A 21894-nucleotide genomic window follows, 5' to 3' on the forward strand; every position below is an offset into this window, starting at 1 on the left:
CCAATCCCCCTTTCGCATTCTATTGTTCCTCTCCACAATCCCATGCCTGGATAGACAAAAAAGAAGCGGACCGACCTACGGGTGTAGATGGTTCGCTTCTTTTCTAAGTTCAAAATCTTATTTAATGATGTTATGAATCAGTGTTGGTTTCTCGACTTTTTCACCAGAAATGGTGTAAGCTTCTTTTACCTTTTGGATAGAATCATTCGGTTGCTCATCATCACTGATTAATACGACAAGAGCTTCCCCTGCCTTGACAGGATCGCCGATTTTCTTCTTCAGGCTGATTCCGACTCCGTGATTGATTTCATCATCTTTCGTCGCACGGCCGGCTCCTAGATACATGGCGGCAATACCAATGGATTCTGCATCAATAGCAGATACGAAACCATCTTGATCAGCTGTGACTTCAATTTCATGAGCCGCTCTTGGTAAACGATCCAGATCATCAATCATAGAAACGTCTCCACCCTGAGCCTCAATGAGTGTGCGAAGGGATTGGAAGGCTTTCCCGTTTTCAATATTGGCTTCGATTGCTTCATACGCTTCTTCATATGAAGAGAACTTCTCAGCAAGCACAGCCATATGGGAAGCGATTTCAAGTGAAAGCAAACGTAAGTCTTCTACATTCTTCCCTTGTAGAATTTCTGCCGCTTCTTTAATTTCATTCGCATTCCCGACTTCATAGCCAAGTGGCTGATTCATGTCACTAATGACAGCTACGGTGTTACGTCCCAGGTTGTTTCCGATGTTCACCATCTCACGAGCCAGGGCTTCAGAGTCTTCAAGTGTTTTCATAAAAGCTCCAGAACCTGTTTTCACATCAAGGACGATACTGTCTGCACCTGAGGCAATTTTCTTACTCATGATAGAACCAGCGATCAATGGTAAGGAATTCACGGTACCCGTCACGTCTCTCAAAGCGTACAATTTTTTGTCTGCAGGGGCCAGGTTTCCAGTTTGACCTGCAACCGCAAGCTTGTGTGTATTAACATTCTCAATGAATTTCTCTTTAGTCATCTCAATTTCAAGGCCTTTGATGGACTCTAATTTATCAAGCGTTCCACCTGTATGCCCAAGGCCACGGCCTGACATTTTAGCAACAGGGATGCCGACAGAAGCAACGAGTGGTCCAACGATAAATGTTACTTTATCACCTACACCACCTGTGGAGTGCTTATCGACTTTTTTACCTTCGATTGCTGAAAGGTCGATGGTTTCTCCAGAGTCCACCATCGCTTGTGTCAGCGTAGCTGTTTCTTCTGCAGTCATGCCTTGGAAGTAAATCGCCATCGTGAAAGCAGATGCCTGATAGTCAGGAATCTCTCCTTTTGTGTAACCTTCAACGAAGAATTCAATTTCTTCTTTCGTCAGTTCCCCGCCATCGCGTTTTTTTACAATAATGTCGTACATTCTCATCTCGATCACCCTTTACTTAAAAGTTTAAATGCGAAAGCGCCTCACAAAGACGCTTTCGATTTTTTATGCTGGTAATGTTTTTAGAAGCTCTTTCACGAACCCTAGGAAATCTTCACGCACTTGAGCCGTCGTTTCGATGACTTCATCATGGGTAAGCGGCTGATCTAAGATTCCAGCAGCCATATTGGAAATACAAGAGATACCAAGCACTCGGATTCCTGCATGGTTGGCGACCATCACTTCTGGGACGGTGGACATTCCGACGGCATCTCCGCCGAGTGTACGCAGCATACGTACTTCTGCGCCTGTCTCATAGGCAGGTCCTGTGTTTCCTACATAAACCCCTTCCTGTACTTGAAGGTTCAAACGCTCGGCTGACTGTTTTGCATGATCAATCAAAGCGCGATCATACGCTTCAGACATATCAGGGAAACGTGGACCAAGATCCTCATCATTCGGGCCGATCAGCGGGCTGTCTCCCATATTGTTGATATGATCGGTGATGATCATCAAGTTCCCCGGCTTAAAGGTTTCATTAATGCCGCCAGCAGCGTTTGTAACGAATAGTGTTTCAACACCAAGAGCCTTCATTACACGTACCGGGAAAGTCACCTGTTTCATATCGTAACCTTCATAATAGTGGAAACGTCCTTGCATCGCGATAACTTGTCGTCCTTCTAATTCACCAACGACCAGCTGTCCTTTATGTCCTGAAACCGTAGATTCAGGAAAGTGAGGGATTTCCGTATAAGGAATGGTTGTCGGGTTTTGAATCTCCTCCGCCAGTACACCAAGGCCGGATCCTAGAATCAGTCCGACAGTTGGTTCATGAGTCAATTTTCCTTGAATGAATTGAGATGCTTCTTTTACTTGCGTTTGGTTCATTTTGTTTCTCCTCCCTTATCGAATATCTTTCAAAAAGCTCTTGCCGTGTTCTGGCATTTGAATTGAAAAGTTTTCAGAAACGGTCGCACCGATATCGGCAAACGTTTGGCGCTGATCAAGTTCCTGTCCTTCTTTTATGCCATTGTGATAGACAAGCAATGGAACAAGTTCACGTGTGTGATCTGTACCGTGGTGGACAGGGTCATTGCCGTGGTCTGCTGTGATAATCAGCAAATCATCATCGTTCATCTTATCCAACACTTCAGGCAGGCGGGCATCATAATCCTGCAGCGCTTCTCCATATCCTTGTGGATCACGACGGTGACCAAATTTCGCATCGAAATCGACCAGGTTCAAGAAGCTCATGCCAGTGAAATCTTTATCCAGTGTCTTCACCAGCTGATCCATCCCGTCCATATTGTCTTTCGTGCGGATCGCTTCTGTTACGCCTTCGCCGTCATAAATATCAGAAATTTTACCGATCGCGACAACATCTAGTCCTTCATCAGCCATCTCGTTCATGACTGTGCGTCCAAATGGCTTCAAGGCATAATCATGACGATTGGATGTACGTTCAAAGGCTCCCGGTTCCCCGATGAATGGGCGGGCAATGACGCGGCCAACCATATATTTTTCATCTTTTGTGATTTCACGGCAGAACTCACAGATTTCATAGAGCTCTTCCGGCGGAATGACATCTTCATGGGCAGCAATCTGTAAGACAGAATCGGCAGAAGTGTAAATGATCAAATCTCCCGTTTCCATGTGATGTTCTCCTAATTCCTTAAGGATCTCCGTCCCTGATGCCGGTTTATTCCCAACAATACCGCGACCAGTCTTTTCTTTGATCTGGTCCAGCAGCTCATCAGGAAAACCGTCCGGGAACGTACGGAAAGGCTGGTCGATATATAGGCCCATGATTTCCCAGTGACCGGTCATCGTATCTTTTCCGTTCGACGCTTCCACCATCGTTGTGTAATGCGCTTTCGGCTTTTCCGCCTTGTCAATCCCCTGAATCTGGCTAATGTTGCTCAGTCCAAGCGATCCCATATGCGGCATGTCCAACCCGTTCATATGTTCTGCGATATGCCCCAGAGTGTGGGCTCCTTTATCATCGAACTTTTCTGCGTCCGGAGCTTCTCCTATTCCTACAGAGTCCATAACTACTAAAAATACACGTTTGAATGAATTCATCAAAGATCCCTCCTAATGTTTAATTTCCCAAATTCGTGAAAAACTACCCCATATTCTTAAGATGTAGGATGTCAGACAACTTAAAACACAAAAGAGTTTATGCCCGTGGATGATACGAGCGATAAACGTCTTTTAACCTTGTCTTGGAGACATGGGTATAGATTTGCGTCGTCGAGATGTCTGCATGCCCAAGCATTTCCTGCACAGCCCTCAGATCGGCTCCATTTTCCAACAGGTGTGTAGCGAAAGAATGGCGCAGCGTATGTGGTGTCAACTCTTTATTCACGCCCATATCCCTAGCAACCGCTTTCAATACCTTCCAAAAACCTTGCCGGGATAAGGCATTTCCGTGGTGATTGACGAAAAGCTCTTCGGTCTGCTTATGCTTCACGAGAGCATCGCGACCGACTTGCAAATAATTTTCAACCGCATCTTTAGCCATGTCACCGAGAGGGATGATCCTCTCTTTCGACCCCTTTCCTAGACAGCGGACAAAACCCATCGTCAAATGCAGATCCGTCACTTTGAGAGAAACGAGTTCCGTCACTCTTAGACCAGTGGCATACAACATTTCGAACATCGCCTTATTCCTTGCCGAAAGTGGGTCTTTGGCGTGAATGTTCAACAACTTGTCCACATCGTCTGAAGAGAGCACTTTCGGAAGCTTCCTTTCTTTCTTCGGTGTCTCTATATGTAAGCTCGGATCGTGCTCTGTCACCTTTTCCCGGATCAGGAATTGATGAAAAAGACGAATGGATGACAATAACCGTGCGATGGTTGCTGACGAACGTCCCTGGTCATTGAGGTGATGCAAGTACTTCATAATATGGGAGCGGGTCATTTCATCCCAACTCTTTACTCCTAATTCCTGCTGTAAGAATCGATCGTACTGAGACAAATCCCGCTTATAAGATTGAATCGTGTTAGGTGATAATCCGCGCTCTACGGTTAAATAATGAAAAAAATCTTCCAGCGCATGCTGCATCGTCCATCTACTCTCCTAACCGAAAAAATATCGACAGCCGATCCGTCCATGGTTGCTCCAGGGGTTGATAGACTTTGATTGCCGTACCACCTGGAGGATCGTATCGATGCTGGCGCTCGTATTCTTCATGCACCATTCGTAAAGCCATATAAAAAACGCAAGTACAAACAGTGAATACAATCAGGACTTTGATTAAATCTCTTAAACTGTTCTTCAAACGAGTCATTGGCACTCCCCTCACTTCCGTACCTTTTTGTAAAGGATATGCCTAAATTCCCTACAAATATACGTAGAATGATGAGAGAATGCGGTGACAGAGCCGTTGAAAAACAGATCAAGTCCCATCTAGGTTTAACGTACACGATTTTCGTTCATTTGTAAATAAAAATACAAGAGTCAGAGATTTTAGAAAACGTATACACGGGCTGCCCTGAAGAGTTCTTCCTCTGCTTTTGCTGAACGAATAGAAAACAAAATAAAAGCCACTATGTCCTCATAGCGGCGGTCTTTTTTAATCTTCGTTTGATTTTGCAGATGATGTCGTTACGGCCTGTTTTTGGCACACACGGCATATGCCGTGGAATGTCAAGCGGTGATCTTTCACTTCGAAACCCCACTGACTTTCAACGATTTTTTCTACATCCCCTAAGAGATCTTCATCGATTTCTTCCACAGATCCACACTCAATACATACGAGATGATGGTGAAAGTGTTCGGCACCTTCTTTTCTCAAGTCATATCGGGAGACGCCATCTCCGAAATTAATTTTATCGACAACTTTAAGTTCTGATAGTAATTCTAATGTTCGATAGACGGTTGCTAGACCAATTTCTGGTGCTTTCTCTTTTACGAGGAGGTAAACATCTTCCGCACTTAAGTGATCTTCTTCATTTTCCAAAAGTACCCGTACTGTGGCTTCACGCTGCGGGGTCAGCTTATAACTCTGGGAATGCAGCTGCTTTTTAATTCTATCTATACGATGTTCCATATCGTTCGTCCCTCCCTCGTAATACCAATTTCATTATAATCAGAGACAGAACGAGTGTCAAATTATAATTATTTTAATCTGTTAACGATAATCATTATTATCTGATATCATTTACTTGTATATCCATTTCAAGACATATTCCAAAAAAGTGTTGCTAAGAAAGACTTCCACAACGGAAGAAACCATCAGGATTGCAATCAACGCTCCGAACAGTGCACTATACCTTAGAAAGCCCTTCATGATCGGCTGGTGAACCCGACGAATGAACAGCTGTTTACACAAGGTGAGTGAAAAAATCAAAGCAAGAGAGCCTGCAATCAGATATACAGGAATAATAATGACATTTTGAGGGGCAATTGAAACCGATGAAATCAACAAACCGTACCAGCCCATCTGATTGACTAGAAAACCGACGGAAAATCCGATCACCAATCCTTTGATAAAAAGTAAAACCGTGATGATCGGCATCCCGATGACAGAGATTCCTAACAAAAATAATAGAAGCATATACTTGAGATGGTAAAGAACGCTATCTTTCCACAGGGTAGCCTTTCCCGTTCCCCCGATCATCGTCTGCTGCTCAAAGAACTGCTTCAAATAGAAGAAGAGATCCTGCTTTTGGACGAAGTTCATACTGTTTACAATGACCGCCCCGAAAATCATCCCCATAAGAAATAGAACGAAAATGAACACGAAAATATTCATATGTGTTTGAACGTCGTTTTTAACCATTCGCATACCCTGCTGCATCTTTTATCCACCTTTCTCTTCACCGGTCTATGACCAATCTATGAGAGAGATGGAAAAAGTAGACCATTTCCAGCTCAGTTTCTATTGAATTCTTCCATAACGTCCTCCCCCACCCGCCTGAATGGTGAGTGTCCCTTTTCTCATGGCTGTGATCCGCTCAGCCACTTGTTCAGGAATAACCGTCGTCAATTCTTCCTGAGAAACCTCATGAATGACGGCCATTTCGGTACCAAAAGCATCGATTAATTTCTCGTAGGTACGCATCCCTACTCCAGGGAGAGATGATAGAGGCACTTGATAGATATAAGGAGGTCTCTCTTTCTTCTGAGAACTAGATTTCAACTCCTCCACACGGTCTTTCACGCCTTTGACGATTTTTTTGGATCCACATTCTTCACATTGAGTAGCAGAAACCTCAGCAGGCGACAGACATTTGGCACAAACGGTCTGGTGGTATTTCCCCATGGTGGGACTCATCCCATAATTGGTAAGGACTTTTCTTCCCTGTTGATGGTGTAAAGCCAGGCGCAGTTCTTCAAAATTCAATGCCTTTAAAGCCATTCGCTGATACTCGCGGGCAAGCTTCCCTAAGGAATGAGCGTCCGAGTTGGTCACGTAAGTATACGGTTCTAGCTCCCCAATCAAATCAGCCATATCTGTATCAGCGCTTAACCCAAGTTCTATGGCATCGATTTTGTCAGGATCAAGAACTTCTCGTAATGTTTCCTTCACCCCTTTTCCATAAAGGCTTTTAAAAGGAGTGAACACATGAGCGGGAATAAAGATTCCATCATGTTCTTTCACATATTGCTGGAGTTCGCGAGCGGTGCCATAAAAACGTTGAGAGCTTAAATTTACATTTTTCATCTTCTGTGAAAGCCATGCGGTGAAGGCCCGCATTCGATTCATCGTTGGAAAATAACAGAGCACATGGATCGGACCGGAACAAGCCGCATCATATACTTCAATTTCAGAACCTAGAAGGAGGACCGTATCTTTATAACGGATGCCCCCTTCCTTTAATTCCACGGCTTGACCCCGATCGATCAGATCCATCATTTCTTCCTGCACGGCAGGAGCTTGAGCATCGATGACACCGATCATATCGAGCCCTTTTCGATTCGCTGCCTCTTTAAAAATATTCGAGAGTGTCAGCGATTTGGAACCTGTTATTTTCACAGGCTTTCCGTTCCAGTCCCTGCCGATATGAATATGTAGATCGACGAAAAACGTATTCATCATCTCGCATTTCTCAATTTCATGTAAAGGATGGCATAGGCCGTTTTCGCATCATGGATCCGCTCTTCTTTTTCCAAAGCTTCTGCTTCCTCCACCGTCAGTTCTATTTGTTCGACGAACTCGTCCTCGTCCCCGTCCGGCTGCTCCTCCATCGGTTTGATCTGGTCCGTAAAGTAAAGATGAACGATTTCATCGGCAAACCCAGGAGAAGTATAGAAAGATGTAATGAATTTAAGGTCATCGGACGTGTACCCCGTCTCTTCTTCTAATTCCCTAAGCGCACATGTTTTCGGTTCTTCACCCGGTTCAAGCTTGCCTGCAGGGATTTCGATGATGCTTTTCTCCATCGGTTTTCTGTACTGTTCCACACAAACAAGCTTTCCTTCTTCCGTGATTGCGATGACAGCTACAGCACCTGGATGACGGATCAATTCTCGTTTAGATGTATTCCCATCGGGTAAAGTAACACTGTCGATATCCAATTGAACAATTTTCCCTTTATAAATCGTTTCGGTTTCATATGTTTTTTCTTCAAATTTTTTCAAAACATTCATCCTCTCTTGTTACTATCGTCATTTTATCACAGGAGTGGCGTGGAACCGGAACAATCCGCTACAATTAAGATGGAGGTTCCGTTAAAGTCTATTATTGATTAGCTTTTAAAACTAACCGCCAGGATCCTTGAAGACTCAGTTTCGAGATGTTATTTGAGTGGATTGGGCTGCGGGGAATAGCTCGCTTTCCGCGGGAGCGCGATGAGCCTCCTCAGGCTGACGCCTTGCGGGGTCTCACCTAGCACTCTTTTCCCGCAGGAGTCTCGCCATTCCCCTCCGCCCCTTTACCATGTGAGTATCTCGAAACCACATTTGAAATCAGATCATTTTCAAATGAGTAATTTAAGCACACGTGTCAGTTACTTGGGTTCCTAATGCTTTATATATAGAGCTTCCTGGGTACATCAACTTGACACTGGGAGAATGTTCAACTGTGCGAAGGGGTTCGTGTCTCCACTATTCTGTTGTTATAGGCATAGAGCGCTTTATAACAAGCTTTTTAACACCTGAAATAGTAAAAGGAAGTTAGTGTCTTCCATTTACTCTATGCATAAAAACAACATATTCGGGAAATGGTTTCGAGACACTTATTTGGCAAGGGGCGGAAGGAAACGGTGAGACTCCTACCATGAAAATAAAGTTCTATAATATGGAAAAATGGCAATACTAAAGTAGACGCAGCTCATTCTTCTTTTTTCGAGGAGAGCGTCTCATACAAATGGCTAGTGAGTTGGAGGGTGGATTTAAGATACCTTTGGTTCCTCAATCCTCACGGTGTAACCTAACCCCTCTAACCTACGCAATGAGTGCTTAACAATGGCTTGTTGTTTTTGTTTATCGAAGTAATCTTCTCCTAAATCTACATACATTTCCTTTCGTGTTAAGAGGTAGTAGGAGATTCGTAACATCGCATGAGCTACAACGATTCCTGCGCGCTTTTTACCTTTACGTGAAGCCGTTCTCCGGTAAAGAGCGCCAAGGTAGTTCTTGGATCCTCGGACGGAATGAGCTGACTCAACCAGTGATGATTTAAGGTATTTGTTTCCACTCAACGTTTTAGAAGACTTCCGTTTCCCGGCACTTTGGTTATTTCCGGGAACTAACCCTGCCCAAGAACACATTTGAGGTGCCGTAGGAAATTGCTCCTTAATATTTGTGCCAAGTTCGGCAATCATTTGTTCCGCCACTTTTCTCCCAATGCCAGGAATGGAATCTAAACGTTCGATATCCTCTTGAGATTCTTCCATTCTTTTTGATATCTCACTGTCTAATTTATCAATTTGATCCGTAAGTAAATCGATATGATCCAGGATCGTCTTTATCATGAATCGTTGATGGTCTTTAATGCATCCTTGAAGAGCGAGTTTCAAGTCCTCTTTTTTATTTTTCATAACGCCTCTCGCCAAGTTTGATAACTCTTCAAGGTCATCATTTCCTTCAGCTATGGAACGAAGCATCTCACGAGCAGAAACTCCTAAAACGTTAGAAACAACAGACCCAAGCTTGATATTAGCTCCTTCTAACACTTTTTGCATTCGATTGTGTTGTCTGGCACGTTCTTCAATAATACTCCGACGATAACGAACAAGTTCACGTAATTCCCGCTGATTTCGATCAGGAATGTAACTCGCTTTAAGCAACCCATGGCGAAGAAGTTTGGCAATCCATTCGGCATCTTTCACATCGGTTTTACGTCCAGGAACAGCCTTAATATGTTGAGCATTCACAACTAGAAATTCAATATCTTCGGCTTCAAGTAGATTAACAATAGGTTTCCAGTAGACACTTGTACTTTCCATGGCCACATGGGTACAATTCCGTTTCTTAACCCAGTCCACCAACTCAATGAGATAGATGGTTTTCGTTGAAAATGTTTCAATCTCCTTTCCTTCCGGTGTAATGGCACAAGCAGTAATGGTATCTTTGTGGACATCCATACCACAAGCATTCTCAATGACTACATCCATTGAAAACATCCTTTCTGCGGCAAGTAATTGTAGAGGCTGGCGCAACAACCAGAATAGGGTTAATCTACCATGAGTGCTTCCTATAAAGGAGCAACAGTCTGTGATGCACCGTGGTCGAAGGAGTCAGACTATGGGGAGGGCTCTCACGCACCAAGGAGTCTCGACCTTCCTCATCCAGCCGTAGAATCAGTATAGGCATACCATAACCATTTTCATTCTCTGTGGTGTAGAGCTGTTTTTTGCGATACATGAATGGCTATGGGACAGGTGAGACCCCGGTAGGCGCAGCCTAAGGAGGCTCACCGCCCGCCCCATGGAAAGCGAACCTTTTCCCGGAGCCCCTAAGCGCACATAAACATCTCAAAACTGAGTCTTCAAGAAAAAGTAGCATTTGTTTTATAAGCCAATAGCACCTTCATATTATTGGAAGTTCTGTTTTTTCTAAAGTATTTACATTTTAAACTTTTTATAAGAGCTCAGATGAAAGGATGATTACATGAACAAACGTCAATTAGGATCTTCAGATTTATACGTATCAGAAATCAGTCTTGGGTGCATGTCGCTCGGGACGGATCATAACAAAGCCAAAGACATCATCGACCGCGCCGTCGATGCCGGCATCAATTATTTAGATACGGCCGACTTATACGATTTTGGCGAAAACGAAAAAATCGTAGGAGAAGCGGTCAAAGGAAAAAGAGACGACCTATTAATCGGAACGAAAGTCGGTAACAACTTTAATCCTGATCAAGAGGACTGGCACTGGGACCCGTCCAAAAAGCACATCAAAGAAGGTGTGAAAGACAGCCTGAAACGACTGGGCATCGATTATATCGATCTTTATCAGCTGCATGGCGGCACCATTGATGATCCGATAGAGGAAAGCATCGAAGCTTTTGAAGAGCTCAAACAAGACGGACTGATCAGAGAATACGGCATCTCTTCGATTCGTCCGAATGTCATTAAAGAATATGTGGAAAAATCCAACATCGTAAGTGTCATGATGCAATATAATGCGCTGGATCGCCGCCCGGAAGAAGAAATTCTCAACCTGCTCGCAGACAATGAAATAAGTGTCCTGGCAAGGGGGCCGCTGGCTAAAGGGATGTTATCTTCGAAAGGACAAGAGAAAGCCCAAGAAAAAGCAGAAAATGGATTTTTAGAGTACAGCCAGGAAGAAGTATTGGAAATCACGAAGCAATGGCAATCATTCACTAGTGATGAGAAAACGGCAGAGACGCTCGCGCTTCAATACGTCCTGCAAAATCCTACCGTCGCGACCGCTGTCTTCGGAGCAAGCTCCGTGGAGCAGCTGAACGACAACTTGCGCTACCTTGAGTCTCCTCCATTGACGGAGCAGATTTATAAGGAAATGAAAGCACTGACAAAAGGAATCACCTATCAAAAACACAGATCCAAATAATGGATGACAAACAAAAGACGAGGATGCCCTTCGCAGGGGCATCCTCGTCTTTTGTCTATGGGAAGCTTGGATCAGCTATTGTCTTTCCATGTTTCCTTAAGAACACGAAGCCAATTTTTATAGGCGATCTTTTCAATGTCGTCCCTGCTCAATCCTTCCTCTTTCAATAAATTTAACAATTTCGGCACGCCGGTCACATCCTTAAGAGCCGTCGGCACTCGGGTTCCGTCGAAATCCGAACCTAAAGCGACATGGTCGATTCCTATGCGATCGATCATGTAATGGATATGTTTCGTGATATCAGTTAAAGCGGCTCCTTCGTTATTCGCACCATCCTCTGTCACCATATTGGGATTAATACTGTAGGTGACCCCAACCAATCCATCCGACTCTCCGATTGCATCGATTTGTTTGTCTGTCAGGTTTCTAGTTACCGGGCATATTTGATGAGCATTGGAATGAGTAGCAACAAGAGGAGCGTCGCTGATGGAGGCGACATCCCAAAATCCTTTTTCATTCAAATGGGAAAGGTCAATCATAATTCCTAATCGGTTACACTCGCGAACTAGATTTTTCCCGGCTTCCGTAAGGCCGGGCCCCGTATCTGGAGAGGAAGGAAAACGATACGGAACCCCCTCACCGAACGCGTTCGCTCTGCTCCAGACAGGACCCACAGAACGTAACCCTGCTTCATATAAGACAGACAGCGCATGCAAGTTTTGATCAATGCCCTCTGCTCCTTCGATATGTAAAATGCCGGCCATGTATTCTCCCGCAATGGCCCCTTCTATGTCCCCAACGGTACGTGCCGCTTTGAATTTCCCACCCGACTCTGCTTCCATTTTTAAGAAGCGGGCGACCATCTTATTGGTGTACTCGCAAGCATAAGCATAAGACAACGGACGCGGAAACGGTTTTTCATACCCCTTATCTGTTTTGTAGGCGACAGGGAGTGGATCGGTATCAGGGTTCGGACAGAAAACGGCGTAGAAACCTGCGGCCAGACCAGAACGGTTCCCTCTCGGCCAATCAATGTGCCCTTCTTTCGTCCCTTTGAAAAAGGGCTTCACCCCATTTTCAAAGTTCATCATCGTATCATTATGCCCATCTATGAACGGCACTTTCATCTACTTCTCCTCCTTTAAAATCAACATTTTGCTCCATTAACTCTTCCCGATTGCGGAAAACTCGTTATCGAGACTTTTGTTGAGTGGATGGGGGCTGCGGGGAATGGCTCGCTTTCCGCGGGAGCGCGGTGAGCCTCCTCGGACTGCGTCCTGTGGGGTCTCACCAAGCACTTTTTTGCCTCTTAGATATCCGGTTCCGGCGCCTAGCGGCTAGTGAGACTTCCCTCGCTTCTGTACGATAAGTCAACATCGAATCACTTCGTTCTTCGTGTTTCCTTTATCTCCGCCAGCTCAGTCCAGTCCATACGCCGCTGATCAAGGCGCCTGCACACTTAAGGTAGGAGTCTCCCCATTCCCCTCCGCCCCTTTTCCATATAAGTATCTCGAAACAACTTCCAGAATAACCAGTTATTTTTCCTTTGCTGTTCTGCTTATGACGCGAGTGTCTGGGCGATGGAGCTAGACGAGTAGCTTCCCAACCACCCCTGACTCACAAAAATGTCAACGAACCCCGGTTATCTAATTATCGAGCCTTCCACATAGCATCATTGAGAGATCCTGCGACGGGAATAGGAGCAGGAGTCCGCCTTGAGGATGATGAAGATTTTTCCAAAGTCTATTACACTAATACTATCAAAACCTTAGGAGGAATCATATGAAGAACACGGTGATGAAAAAATGGGATTTGGAGCGTCTCTTTCCTGACGGGCTTGAACATGCACTGCTCACTAAAAATGAACAAATAGGAACACTTCAAGAGCAGATAAAGAACTCCAAAACTCCTGAAAACTTTAAATATTTTCTTTTCATTGTAGAAGGAGTACAAGAACTTTACTCCGATGTTTTTGCCATCGATGAATACGCAATCTGCCTATCCTCACAGGATGTTCATGATGAGAGTGGCCACTACTTTATGGATCAAAGTCAACAGTTAAAAGCAAAAATGGAAACCCTGCTGCTGACATTCAACCACTATATCGCAGCGATTGATGAATCTTCCTGGCATCAATGGATTCAAGCAGAGGAACTGGCTGATATCCGCACCTCTTTAATGGAGCGGAGAAAACAGGTGAAAGATCGGTTAGCACCTGAATTGGAACAGGCCATACACACATTGTCCATGAATGGTTTTGAAGGATGGGAAGACCTTTATGAGCAGGAATTTGCCCGCCTTCGAGTACCTGTGGAGGAAAATGGTGAGCGAAAAGAATTGTCGTTCGATATGGCGTTCATGAAAGCGATGTTATCCAAGGATCGTTCTGTCAGGGCTTCCATTGCATCGTCCATCATTGAGGTTTGCAAACAGAATCAGGAGCGGTTTGCCCTGATCTTTAACCATTTCTCCGGTTTCCGGAATGATTTATATGAGTTGAGAGGCTGGACGAATCCACTTAAAGAAATGTATGAACAAAACAGAATTTTGGAATCCTCCGTCAATAGCATGATGAAAGCATTACATGAGCATAAGGACCTTTTATATCGATTCTTAATAAGGAAAGCACAGGTCGACAGCATCCCAAAACCGGACTGGTATGATTTATATGCACCTTCTTTCACTACTAAGACAACACTTACATATGAAGAGGCAACGGAAATTGTGATCAAACAGTTCTCCCGATATAGTCAGAAACTGGGAGACTTCGCCAAACAAGCCTTCCATGATGGATGGGTGGATGCGGAGCCACATGAAAATAAGCGTCACGGTGCCTTTTGTGCATCGTTTCCGAATGCGAAAGAAAGTCGCGTGCTCCTTTCCTTCCAAGGAACGTATCAGGATGTTGTTACAATGGCTCATGAACTTGGACATGCCTACCACAATACGTTGCTCCATGAACAACCCGGCTTCGCCCAGCATGCAGGGACAGGGCTTGCAGAAACAGCGTCCACGTTCGCGGAAAATCTTGTATTGGACGCTGCCATTGATTTGGCAGAAACGGAAGAAGACGCCCTTTCCCTCTTAGAAATGAAAATCATCAACGGACTAAAATACACCACGTTCATTCCAGCTAAATTTGAATTTGAAAAGGATTTTTATGAAAAACGGCAACAAGGAAAGCTTTCCTCTTCAGAGATCATCGATTTGATGGAAGCAAAAGAACGGGAATGGTTCGGAGATCATCTGGAACATGTGAATGCGTATAATTGGATGAGCATCCCTCATTTTTATGATACCGAGAAAGCTTTTTATAACCTTCCCTATACGATCGGCTATCTGTTTAGTAATGGGATTTACTCACAATACAAAGAAAGTCCAAAGTCATTCCCTGAGAAGTACGATGGCCTTTTAAGTCACTCGGGGGATCTGCCGATGGATGAGCTTTGTGCAGACTTCCTTGGGCAAGACCTTAACAAGCAGACGTTCTGGAACGAGTCTTTCCGTCCCTTAAAGGAGGCGATTGAAGAATACATCACAAGAACAGAAAGCTATGTATCGTAAAAATGATGTTCCGCTGCTCAACCTATACTCTAATACTGATAAAATCATTATAGTCACTGATAAGAGTGCAAAAGTCACCGTTAAAAGCCTGGAAGTCACTGATAAAAACCCGAAACCTACCGATAAAAGCTTAAAACCAACCGATAAGAATGCACACGATTATTAGTATGCAACTTAAACTCTAAAGGAATCCATAGGTAAAGAAGCGAACCAGGTGCAAAATGTCCCCGGTTCGCTTCTTTTAATCAATATGTTAATTTTCACATTCAATCATTTTTTCAGAGGTTCTATTTTTTGTTTCTTCGAACGGATCATCGCTCGAATTTGTCCCCGATGGCTGATTTCATCTTCCATGACATGAAACCAGAGGTAGTAAGGGTTGTATTTCACTCCGTTCGGCCAGGAGCGTTCCTCAAACAGCCAATCATCGTCCTTTTCTTTCAAGTATTCAAGCGTCATATCTCTCGTCGTCTCCAGGAGATCCAAATAGTCGTCCACCGTTAAAGAATGGAATTTCGCGCGGGCCCTGCTCCCCAGTTCAAGTGCCGCTCCCCATTCTTCCTCTTCATCTGAAGTTAAATCCCTCTCTTCAAAACTGATGACCTGATGGACAAACTCAATCGCTGCCATATGGGAGAGAAGCATACCAATGGAGTTTCCATCGGTTTCGCACTCATCAAGTTCTTCCTGCGTGAGGTCCGCTACTTCCTGGATCGTCACCGCACGTGCATGTTCAAGCATACATACGAGTTCCCCGATCTTTTCAGAAAAACCTTTTTCTGATTGAACTTGATAAGAAATCATGAAAACTTCCTCCTCTTCTTTTTTACATTTTCTCAGGTTTTGAGCCTACATTCTTTGTTTTTTTACAGGCTCCTTAAACATATTCGACACTTTTATGTCTGAACCTTCTTCAAAACTTGGAGACCCTCGAATATTGTAGATATTTTTGTTGTTTAATCTTGTTTAAATGACGGTATATGCTAAGTATGAACAAAGCGGTGATGTCTGTTCGTCAATAACTTGCTAGCTCCATTAAATTCTGAGGAGGAAACAAAAAATGAACATTAAAGTGGGCATTTGGAACAAGTTGACAAATCAAGACAAGATGACCCTATTAAAAGCCGTAAGCCAACACTCTCTTACAAAAAAATCAGCGTAAATATACACAGCCTTCCACAAAACTCTCTTCATTCCATCGCCATACTTTCCATCACAACCCGAAAGCAGCCTCTATAACCTTCTGACAAAACCTGCATAGGCAGGTTTTTTGTCGTTCTCTTCTTTTGTCAATCTCATGTAAAGTTGTGTTCCATTCTACCCTCTCCTGCATAAACCCTTTTTCCAGCGAATAGATAAGTACCGAAGGACAGGGAGCAACGTTTTTCGGTTAAAGGGGGAATGGAACATGAAAGTGGCGATTTTCACAGATACGTATGTACCACAAGTCAATGGAGTCGCTCGTACATTACAACGGTGGACCGGATATCTTGAAAAGAAACGCATCCCTTACAGGGTGTATGCTCCAGACATGAGAAGTAAGGAGGAGTATATCGATCATATCCACAGATTTAACAGCGTCCCATTCTGGCTATACCCAGAATGCCGTCTTGCCCTTCCTAATCTAATCAAAATCAAAAGAGACCTTGAAGTTTTCCGGCCCGACCTGATCCATATCGCCACTCCTTTCAACATCGGACTTGCGGGACTGCATTTCGGTAAGAAGATGGGCATTCCACTCGTGGGTTCTTATCATACGCATTTCGATCAATATTTAGACTATTATAAATTATCTTTCCTCTCCCCTTTTGTCTGGAAATATATGCAATGGTTTCATCAGTCCTTCAAAAAAACCCTTGTCCCTTCCCTTCATACGAAAAGAGAATTAGAGCTTCATGGCCTTCATAATATCGGACTATGGCAGAGGGGTGTGGACCATCAACTCTTTTCTCCCGATCACAATGATGGCAGCGTGAGAAATCAGTTTGAAATCAACGCGCCTATTCTATTAACCTATGTCGGACGTCTTGCGCCGGAAAAGGGATTGGATACCCTCATGAATGTGGCCAAAACCCTCCCCCATCATATGAATAAAAACATTCACTGGCTCATCGTAGGAGACGGCCCCTTAAAGAATCATCTTCGATCGGTGGCCCCACAGAACATGACGTTCGCGGGCTATCAGGATGGAGAAAGTCTTGCCCGCATTTACGCATCTTCTACGTTATTCATTTTTCCTTCAGCCACGGAAACGTTCGGGAACGTCGTTCTTGAATCCCTATCCTCAGGAACACCTGTAGTCGCGGCAAACGCAGGTGGTGTGAAAGAAATTGTGAGCCATGGAAAGACAGGCTTGTTATGTACACCTTACAATCCTCTCTCTTTCACTCAAGGAATCTTAGATCTTCTTTCTGATCCAGAAAAACTGGCATCGATGAGGAAACAGGCGCGGCAAGAGGCGCTCGATAGATCATGGGAAGAAATATTCGAACAACTGCTCAGAGATTACAAAGATGCGATCGGCGAAGTGAAGCTCGCCTCTTTCGCTTAGGGACAGGAGAAGATGAATATGAGAAAAATCGCCGTCATCGGTACAGGTTACGTCGGATTGGTCACTGGAACGTGCCTTGCGAGTCTCGGTCATAAAGTCACTTGCGTGGATATTGATGAAAAAAGAATATCCTCCTTACAAGATGGACATTGTCCTCTCCATGAGCCCGGTCTCTCCCCTTTAATGCAGTCCAATCTCCTTGAAAATCGTCTGCAATTCACGACGGTCCTGGAAGAAGCCGTTCAAGGGGCAGAAGCCATTTTCATCGCCGTCGGAACACCGGAAAACAAAGACGGGTCGGCTGATCTTTCTTATGTAAAGAATGCCGTCGAAAACCTCTCCCTCTATATCAACGATGGAACACTGATCATCATCAAAAGTACGGTCCCTCCTGGAACCAATCAAAAAGTACATTCATGGATGCAGTCCCGTTCTGAACGAATATTCCATGTCGTATCCAATCCAGAGTTTCTTAGAGAAGGATCTGCTCTTAATGATTTCTTTTATGGAGACCGCATTGTCATCGGCTCTACAGACTCAAAAGCAGGACAATTCCTTGAAGAGATCTACAGCAAACTCAAAACACCCCAATTGTTGACAGACCCTTTAAGTGCGGAAATGATCAAATATGCATCCAATGCTTTTTTAGCGACGAAAATCAGTTTCATCAATGAAATATCTTCCATTTGTGAAAAGTTAGGCGGTGATATAGAGCAAGTAGCACAAGGGATGGGAATGGACAGCCGCATAGGGGAACAATTCCTGCGTGCAGGAATCGGATTTGGCGGATCATGTTTTCCAAAAGACACGAAAGCACTGGTCCAGGTCGCAAAGGAAACCGCTCATCCCTTCAATCTCCTGTCTACGGTCATGGATGTAAATGAAAGACAAAAGAACCTTTTGATTGAAAAAGCCTTAAAACGCTATGGAAGCTTGAAAGGGAAGAACGTGGCGGTCCTTGGACTTGCTTTTAAACCGAATACCGATGATATCCGTGAATCTCCGGCCGTTTCGCTGATTCAACGTCTCCAACAACTCGAGGCCAATCCAACCGCTTATGACCCTGTCGTCAAAAGCATCCCCTTCTGTCCTGTCAGTGATTCAATCCATGAGGTCTTAACAGGTGCCGACTTTGCGATGATCTGCACCGAGTGGTCTTCGATTTGTGACTTATCTTTAGACGTATATGAAACTACCATGAAGAGAGCTGTGCTATTTGATGGCCGCAACTGTTATGCACCAGAGGACTTTAAAGGTAGAAACATCGAGTACCATTCTGTAGGGCGGCAAGCGTATGAGGGACTCCGGGAAAATAAAAAGACACACAAGCATTAAGCTCTTATGAGGTCGCTCTTTCTACTCTCTTTCATGCTTGTTTATTTCAGCAATAAGATTTGACTTGTTCAAGATGACTTCTGCAAGCATCTTAAAAAATGAGGAGAACCTCAATGGATGTGTTCTTCCATTGAGGTTCTCCTTATTAGATTGCCTCGAAGATGATACTGGATAAGCCTATTCTCTCCTTCCCTTATCCACGATTGTTTTCCCTGAGATGTAACGTTGAAAAGCAACCATTTAGTTTACATAATATTAAACCAGTAAACTGAGTTGGATGAGTTGTCCTCTCATCATAGCGAGGAGTATAATGTTATATTAGTTGATTCATAGGAGGACGACATTATGACATCCAAAGGCCCCAACAAAGTGCTGATGGCAGCCCTTTTACTGGCTGGTTCCTTTATAACGATATTAAATCAGACGCTAATGATTACAGCCATTCCTCCCATTATGGATGAGATGAATGTGACAGCGAACTCAGCCCAGTGGCTGACTACCGTTTTCATGCTCGTGAACGGTGTAATGATCCCTGTCAGTGCTTTTCTTATTGAACGATTTACAACGAGGCAGCTTTTCATATCTGCTATGAGTGTATTTGCATTCGGAACGATTCTTGGTGGACTGGCACTGAATTTCCCCCTTCTTCTTTTAGGCAGGGTCGTTCAGTCTGCTGGAGCAGGTGTGATGCTTCCATTGATGCAGACAGTCTTTCTCATGATTTTCCCTGTCCATAAACGCGGGGCGGCAATGGGATACATCGGACTTGTCATTTCATTCGCACCTGCGATTGGACCGGCACTCAGCGGTTACATTACATCCGCCTACACGTGGAGATATTTATTCTGGATGATTTTACCTTTGGCCATTTTAATTATTGTTCTCGCCTACTTCATCCTGAAAAATGTAACCGAACTATCCTATCCTAAAGTCGATCCGGTTTCCATCATCCTTTCATCCATAGGTTTCGGAGGACTTTTATACGGTTTCACACTAGCTGGAAACCAGGGATGGACGAGCATCGACACGGTAACCGTTTTGATCATCGGTGCAGTCACGTTGACGTTGTTCATTCGAAGACAGTTACGGATGCACCACCCGATGCTTGAGTTCCGTGTCTTCAAGTACCCGGTCTTTGCGATCACGACCGTCATCGCGATGATTACTTTCTTAGGGTTGATCGGTGCAGAAACCTTGATTCCTTTATACATGCAGGACATGCGTGATTTTTCTGCCTTCGAATCCGGACTCGCCTTACTTCCGGGAGCGGTCATCACAGCATTCATGTCACCGATCACCGGCCGTATTTTTGATAAAATAGGCGCGCGTCTGCTTGCCGTTGTCGGACTCACGATTATTACAGGGGCCTCGCTCGCCTTTTCATTCTTGAATATCGAAACAACATTCACAGCGATCACTGTCTTGTACGCGATCCGGATGTTCGGGTTATCGATGGTCATGATGCCTGTGACGACGGCGGGATTGAACCAATTGCCTAAGAAACTTATTCCACACGGGGCTGCGATGAGCAACACGATGCGGATGGTAGCGGCATCAGTGGGTACAGCGATCCTTGTCACAGTGATGACGACAACCGCTCAATCCGCCGAAAGCAATCCGTCGATCGATCACCCTTCGATTTACGGAGTGAATATCGCATTCTTCATCGTCACGGCTTTGTCCCTTGCCGGGTTGGTTCTCGCTTTCTTCGTCAAACGGACCTATCCTCCTGATGAAGAGCAAGTAAATGAACCTGAAGCAAAGAGGGAAAATCAAAAAGCAGCAAACCACTAATAAGCAGTAGTCTCTATTAGAGCACTTTCTTTAATAGGGAAGAACTTCTCTTAAAAAAGCAGAACTAAACAAAAAAGGTTCCCTCATTCGATGAGGGAACCTTTTTGTGTTTATCCGAATAAATGATCTGCTGTATAGTTGGTAAAATCGAGTTCGGTATCTTCCTCTAACAAATACTTTGAAAGCTCAGATCCAATATAAGGGCCGCTTGTCAGACCGGAAGCTCCTAAACCATTGGCCACCACTATGTTTTCATGACCGGGAACCTTTCCGATGACCGGCGTTGAACCTGGAGTGAAAGGCCGGAATCCGACATTTGTTTTGACATAAGTAGCATCTGCAAGTCCAGGAGCTACACGAAGAGCTTTATCCATCAACTGATGGACAGAACCTGCGGTGACTCTGGAGTCAGGCGTCTTTTCTTTCGTCGCGCCAATGACGATCCGCCCTTTCCCGAAAGTGAGAATATAGTGGTTGAACGGTGGAAGCATCACTGGCCAATTCTCCGTGTCGTAGTTTTCCATATCCACATGAACGATCTGCGCTTTTTCAAAGGTCACATTGGGACTCATCCCAATAGGATCGAACAACGGTTTCGTCCATGCCCCGTTAGCAACAACAATCCGGTCAGAATAAATCTTTTCTCCATGAATATAAACGCCTTCGACACGCTTGTTCTCATAAAGAAATGCAGCATCTCCGTTTATAAAAGCTGCTCCACTTTTCTTGGCTGCTCTTAGTAATGAGGATGTCACTTCTGCTCCGTTCACTCGAGCTCCTCCTGAAATGTGAAGGGCTCGGTAGTGTTCTGCTACAAGCGGAAACATCTCTTTCGTTTCTTCTGGGGAAAGGCAGGAAATCTCCCCCATTTCCGGGGCCTTCTCTTTCCTTTCGAGCGCAACCTTTCGTTTCTTTTCCAATTTTTCTTCCGTATCGAATATATTGATGGCTCCTACCTGCTTATAGCCGGTTTGTGTTTCGCCAGCCTCTGCAAGCTCCTCCATCAATGCAGGGTAATATTTCGCCCCACCTGTGACGAGAGGGTACCACACTTTATTGCTTCGATTTGTAAGCCACGGGCATACGATACCTGCTGCATTCCGCGTCGCCTGTTCCGGATCATTCCGGTCGATGACGATCACTTCTTCCCCTTTTTTCGCGAGATGGTACGCTGTCGACGCCCCTACTATTCCTGCTCCTATAATGATTGTTTTCAATGTAACACCTTCTATCCCTGTCATTTCAT

At 44.5% G+C, this 21894-nt stretch carries 18 protein-coding genes; 5 read left to right on the plus strand and 13 right to left on the minus strand.

All coding sequences use genetic code 11. The features are described from left to right. Positions 1 to 117 precede the first annotated feature (117 nt). From ACJA3J_RS11695 to ACJA3J_RS11740, 10 genes are all read right to left on the minus strand, one after another. Entirely contained in the window at positions 118 to 1419 is a 1302-nt protein-coding gene (locus ACJA3J_RS11695) for a pyrimidine-nucleoside phosphorylase (RefSeq protein ID WP_089654066.1), read from the minus strand. Positions 1420 to 1482: 63 nt separating this feature from the next. Beyond that, on the minus strand, positions 1483 to 2304 hold the full coding sequence (locus tag ACJA3J_RS11700) for a purine-nucleoside phosphorylase (RefSeq protein ID WP_089654067.1): 822 nt from the start codon (positions 2302 to 2304) through the stop codon (positions 1483 to 1485). 15 nt (positions 2305 to 2319) lie between these two features. Next, positions 2320 to 3498: a phosphopentomutase gene (gene deoB / locus ACJA3J_RS11705; protein ID WP_089654068.1), complete on the minus strand. Its 1179-nt coding sequence runs from the start codon at positions 3496 to 3498 to the stop codon at positions 2320 to 2322. Positions 3499 to 3595: 97 nt separating this feature from the next. Then, the gene (gene xerD, locus ACJA3J_RS11710; protein ID WP_089654069.1) at positions 3596 to 4483 is read right to left on the minus strand and encodes a site-specific tyrosine recombinase XerD; all 888 of its coding nucleotides are present in this window, start codon (positions 4481 to 4483) and stop codon (positions 3596 to 3598) included. A 7-nt stretch (positions 4484 to 4490) separates the two neighbouring features. Next, entirely contained in the window at positions 4491 to 4709 is a 219-nt protein-coding gene (locus ACJA3J_RS11715) for a DUF4227 family protein (RefSeq protein WP_089654070.1), read from the minus strand. A gap of 285 nt (positions 4710 to 4994) precedes the next feature. Continuing rightward, a complete protein-coding gene (locus tag ACJA3J_RS11720; RefSeq protein ID WP_089654071.1) occupies positions 4995 to 5471 on the minus strand; it encodes a Fur family transcriptional regulator in 477 nt (158 codons plus the stop codon). A 111-nt stretch (positions 5472 to 5582) separates the two neighbouring features. After that, complete coding sequence (gene spoIIM / locus ACJA3J_RS11725) at positions 5583 to 6221, minus strand: stage II sporulation protein M (protein ID WP_089654072.1); 639 nt, start codon at positions 6219 to 6221, stop codon at positions 5583 to 5585. 81 nt (positions 6222 to 6302) lie between these two features. Beyond that, positions 6303 to 7460: an endonuclease Q family protein gene (locus tag ACJA3J_RS11730; RefSeq protein ID WP_406946294.1), complete on the minus strand. Its 1158-nt coding sequence runs from the start codon at positions 7458 to 7460 to the stop codon at positions 6303 to 6305. Continuing rightward, entirely contained in the window at positions 7460 to 8005 is a 546-nt protein-coding gene (locus ACJA3J_RS11735) for an NUDIX hydrolase (protein WP_406944068.1), read from the minus strand. The genes ACJA3J_RS11730 and ACJA3J_RS11735 overlap by 1 nt, the downstream gene beginning before the upstream one ends. Before the next feature lie 752 nt (positions 8006 to 8757). After that, entirely contained in the window at positions 8758 to 9981 is a 1224-nt protein-coding gene (locus ACJA3J_RS11740) for an IS110 family transposase (RefSeq protein WP_406944069.1), read from the minus strand. 496 nt (positions 9982 to 10477) lie between these two features. Here ACJA3J_RS11740 and ACJA3J_RS11745 point away from each other — a divergent pair, with 496 nt between their 5' ends. Further along, the gene (locus tag ACJA3J_RS11745; RefSeq protein WP_406944070.1) at positions 10478 to 11404 is read left to right on the plus strand and encodes an aldo/keto reductase; all 927 of its coding nucleotides are present in this window, start codon (positions 10478 to 10480) and stop codon (positions 11402 to 11404) included. A 71-nt stretch (positions 11405 to 11475) separates the two neighbouring features. Here ACJA3J_RS11745 and ACJA3J_RS11750 read toward each other — a convergent pair whose 3' ends face one another. Continuing rightward, positions 11476 to 12531, minus strand: a complete 1056-nt coding sequence (locus ACJA3J_RS11750; protein ID WP_406944071.1) for a dipeptidase — start codon at positions 12529 to 12531, stop codon at positions 11476 to 11478. A gap of 655 nt (positions 12532 to 13186) precedes the next feature. On the opposite strand from ACJA3J_RS11750, the gene ACJA3J_RS11755 reads away from it, so the two are divergent. Beyond that, positions 13187 to 14968, plus strand: coding sequence for a M3 family oligoendopeptidase (locus tag ACJA3J_RS11755; RefSeq protein ID WP_406944072.1), 1782 nt, complete (start codon positions 13187 to 13189; stop codon positions 14966 to 14968). 270 nt (positions 14969 to 15238) lie between these two features. Here the strand turns inward: ACJA3J_RS11755 and ACJA3J_RS11760 are convergent, their stop codons facing one another. After that, on the minus strand, positions 15239 to 15772 hold the full coding sequence (locus ACJA3J_RS11760; RefSeq protein ID WP_115894603.1) for a DinB family protein: 534 nt from the start codon (positions 15770 to 15772) through the stop codon (positions 15239 to 15241). A 604-nt stretch (positions 15773 to 16376) separates the two neighbouring features. Here ACJA3J_RS11760 and ACJA3J_RS11765 point away from each other — a divergent pair. The 3 genes from ACJA3J_RS11765 (at position 16377) to ACJA3J_RS11775 (ending at position 20648) form a co-directional block, all read left to right on the plus strand. Beyond that, complete coding sequence (locus ACJA3J_RS11765) at positions 16377 to 17519, plus strand: glycosyltransferase family 4 protein (protein ID WP_406944073.1); 1143 nt, start codon at positions 16377 to 16379, stop codon at positions 17517 to 17519. 18 nt (positions 17520 to 17537) lie between these two features. Further along, positions 17538 to 18854 carry a UDP-glucose dehydrogenase family protein gene (locus tag ACJA3J_RS11770; RefSeq protein ID WP_406944074.1) on the plus strand — a complete coding sequence of 439 codons (1317 nt, stop codon included), beginning with the start codon at positions 17538 to 17540 and terminating at the stop codon, positions 18852 to 18854. A 345-nt stretch (positions 18855 to 19199) separates the two neighbouring features. Continuing rightward, complete coding sequence (locus ACJA3J_RS11775) at positions 19200 to 20648, plus strand: DHA2 family efflux MFS transporter permease subunit (protein ID WP_115894605.1); 1449 nt, start codon at positions 19200 to 19202, stop codon at positions 20646 to 20648. 110 nt (positions 20649 to 20758) lie between these two features. Here ACJA3J_RS11775 and ACJA3J_RS11780 read toward each other — a convergent pair whose 3' ends face one another. Next, positions 20759 to 21865: an NAD(P)/FAD-dependent oxidoreductase gene (locus ACJA3J_RS11780; protein ID WP_406944075.1), complete on the minus strand. Its 1107-nt coding sequence runs from the start codon at positions 21863 to 21865 to the stop codon at positions 20759 to 20761. Positions 21866 to 21894 lie beyond the last annotated feature (29 nt).

Source organism: Halobacillus sp. SY10, from assembly GCF_045401165.1.
GTDB lineage: Bacteria > Bacillota > Bacilli > Bacillales > Halobacillaceae > Halobacillus > Halobacillus aidingensis.

What these genes read in the sequence shown, in the direction of transcription:
- ACJA3J_RS11715 (WP_089654070.1), bottom strand. Translation starts at nt 4,709, where the DNA reads ATGACTCGTTTGAAGAACAGTTTAAGAGATTTAATCAAAGTCCTGATT.
- ACJA3J_RS11695 (WP_089654066.1), bottom strand. Translation starts at nt 1,419, where the DNA reads ATGAGAATGTACGACATTATTGTAAAAAAACGCGATGGCGGGGAACTG.
- spoIIM (WP_089654072.1), bottom strand. Translation starts at nt 6,221, where the DNA reads ATGCAGCAGGGTATGCGAATGGTTAAAAACGACGTTCAAACACATATG.
- ACJA3J_RS11740 (WP_406944069.1), bottom strand. Translation starts at nt 9,981, where the DNA reads ATGGATGTAGTCATTGAGAATGCTTGTGGTATGGATGTCCACAAAGAT.
- ACJA3J_RS11760 (WP_115894603.1), bottom strand. Translation starts at nt 15,772, where the DNA reads ATGATTTCTTATCAAGTTCAATCAGAAAAAGGTTTTTCTGAAAAGATC.
- deoB (WP_089654068.1), bottom strand. Translation starts at nt 3,498, where the DNA reads ATGAATTCATTCAAACGTGTATTTTTAGTAGTTATGGACTCTGTAGGA.
- ACJA3J_RS11745 (WP_406944070.1), top strand. Translation starts at nt 10,478, where the DNA reads ATGAACAAACGTCAATTAGGATCTTCAGATTTATACGTATCAGAAATC.
- ACJA3J_RS11775 (WP_115894605.1), top strand. Translation starts at nt 19,200, where the DNA reads ATGACATCCAAAGGCCCCAACAAAGTGCTGATGGCAGCCCTTTTACTG.
- ACJA3J_RS11765 (WP_406944073.1), top strand. Translation starts at nt 16,377, where the DNA reads ATGAAAGTGGCGATTTTCACAGATACGTATGTACCACAAGTCAATGGA.
- ACJA3J_RS11755 (WP_406944072.1), top strand. Translation starts at nt 13,187, where the DNA reads ATGAAGAACACGGTGATGAAAAAATGGGATTTGGAGCGTCTCTTTCCT.
- ACJA3J_RS11720 (WP_089654071.1), bottom strand. Translation starts at nt 5,471, where the DNA reads ATGGAACATCGTATAGATAGAATTAAAAAGCAGCTGCATTCCCAGAGT.
- ACJA3J_RS11770 (WP_406944074.1), top strand. Translation starts at nt 17,538, where the DNA reads ATGAGAAAAATCGCCGTCATCGGTACAGGTTACGTCGGATTGGTCACT.
- xerD (WP_089654069.1), bottom strand. Translation starts at nt 4,483, where the DNA reads ATGCAGCATGCGCTGGAAGATTTTTTTCATTATTTAACCGTAGAGCGC.
- ACJA3J_RS11700 (WP_089654067.1), bottom strand. Translation starts at nt 2,304, where the DNA reads ATGAACCAAACGCAAGTAAAAGAAGCATCTCAATTCATTCAAGGAAAA.
- ACJA3J_RS11730 (WP_406946294.1), bottom strand. Translation starts at nt 7,460, where the DNA reads ATGAATACGTTTTTCGTCGATCTACATATTCATATCGGCAGGGACTGG.
- ACJA3J_RS11750 (WP_406944071.1), bottom strand. Translation starts at nt 12,531, where the DNA reads ATGAAAGTGCCGTTCATAGATGGGCATAATGATACGATGATGAACTTT.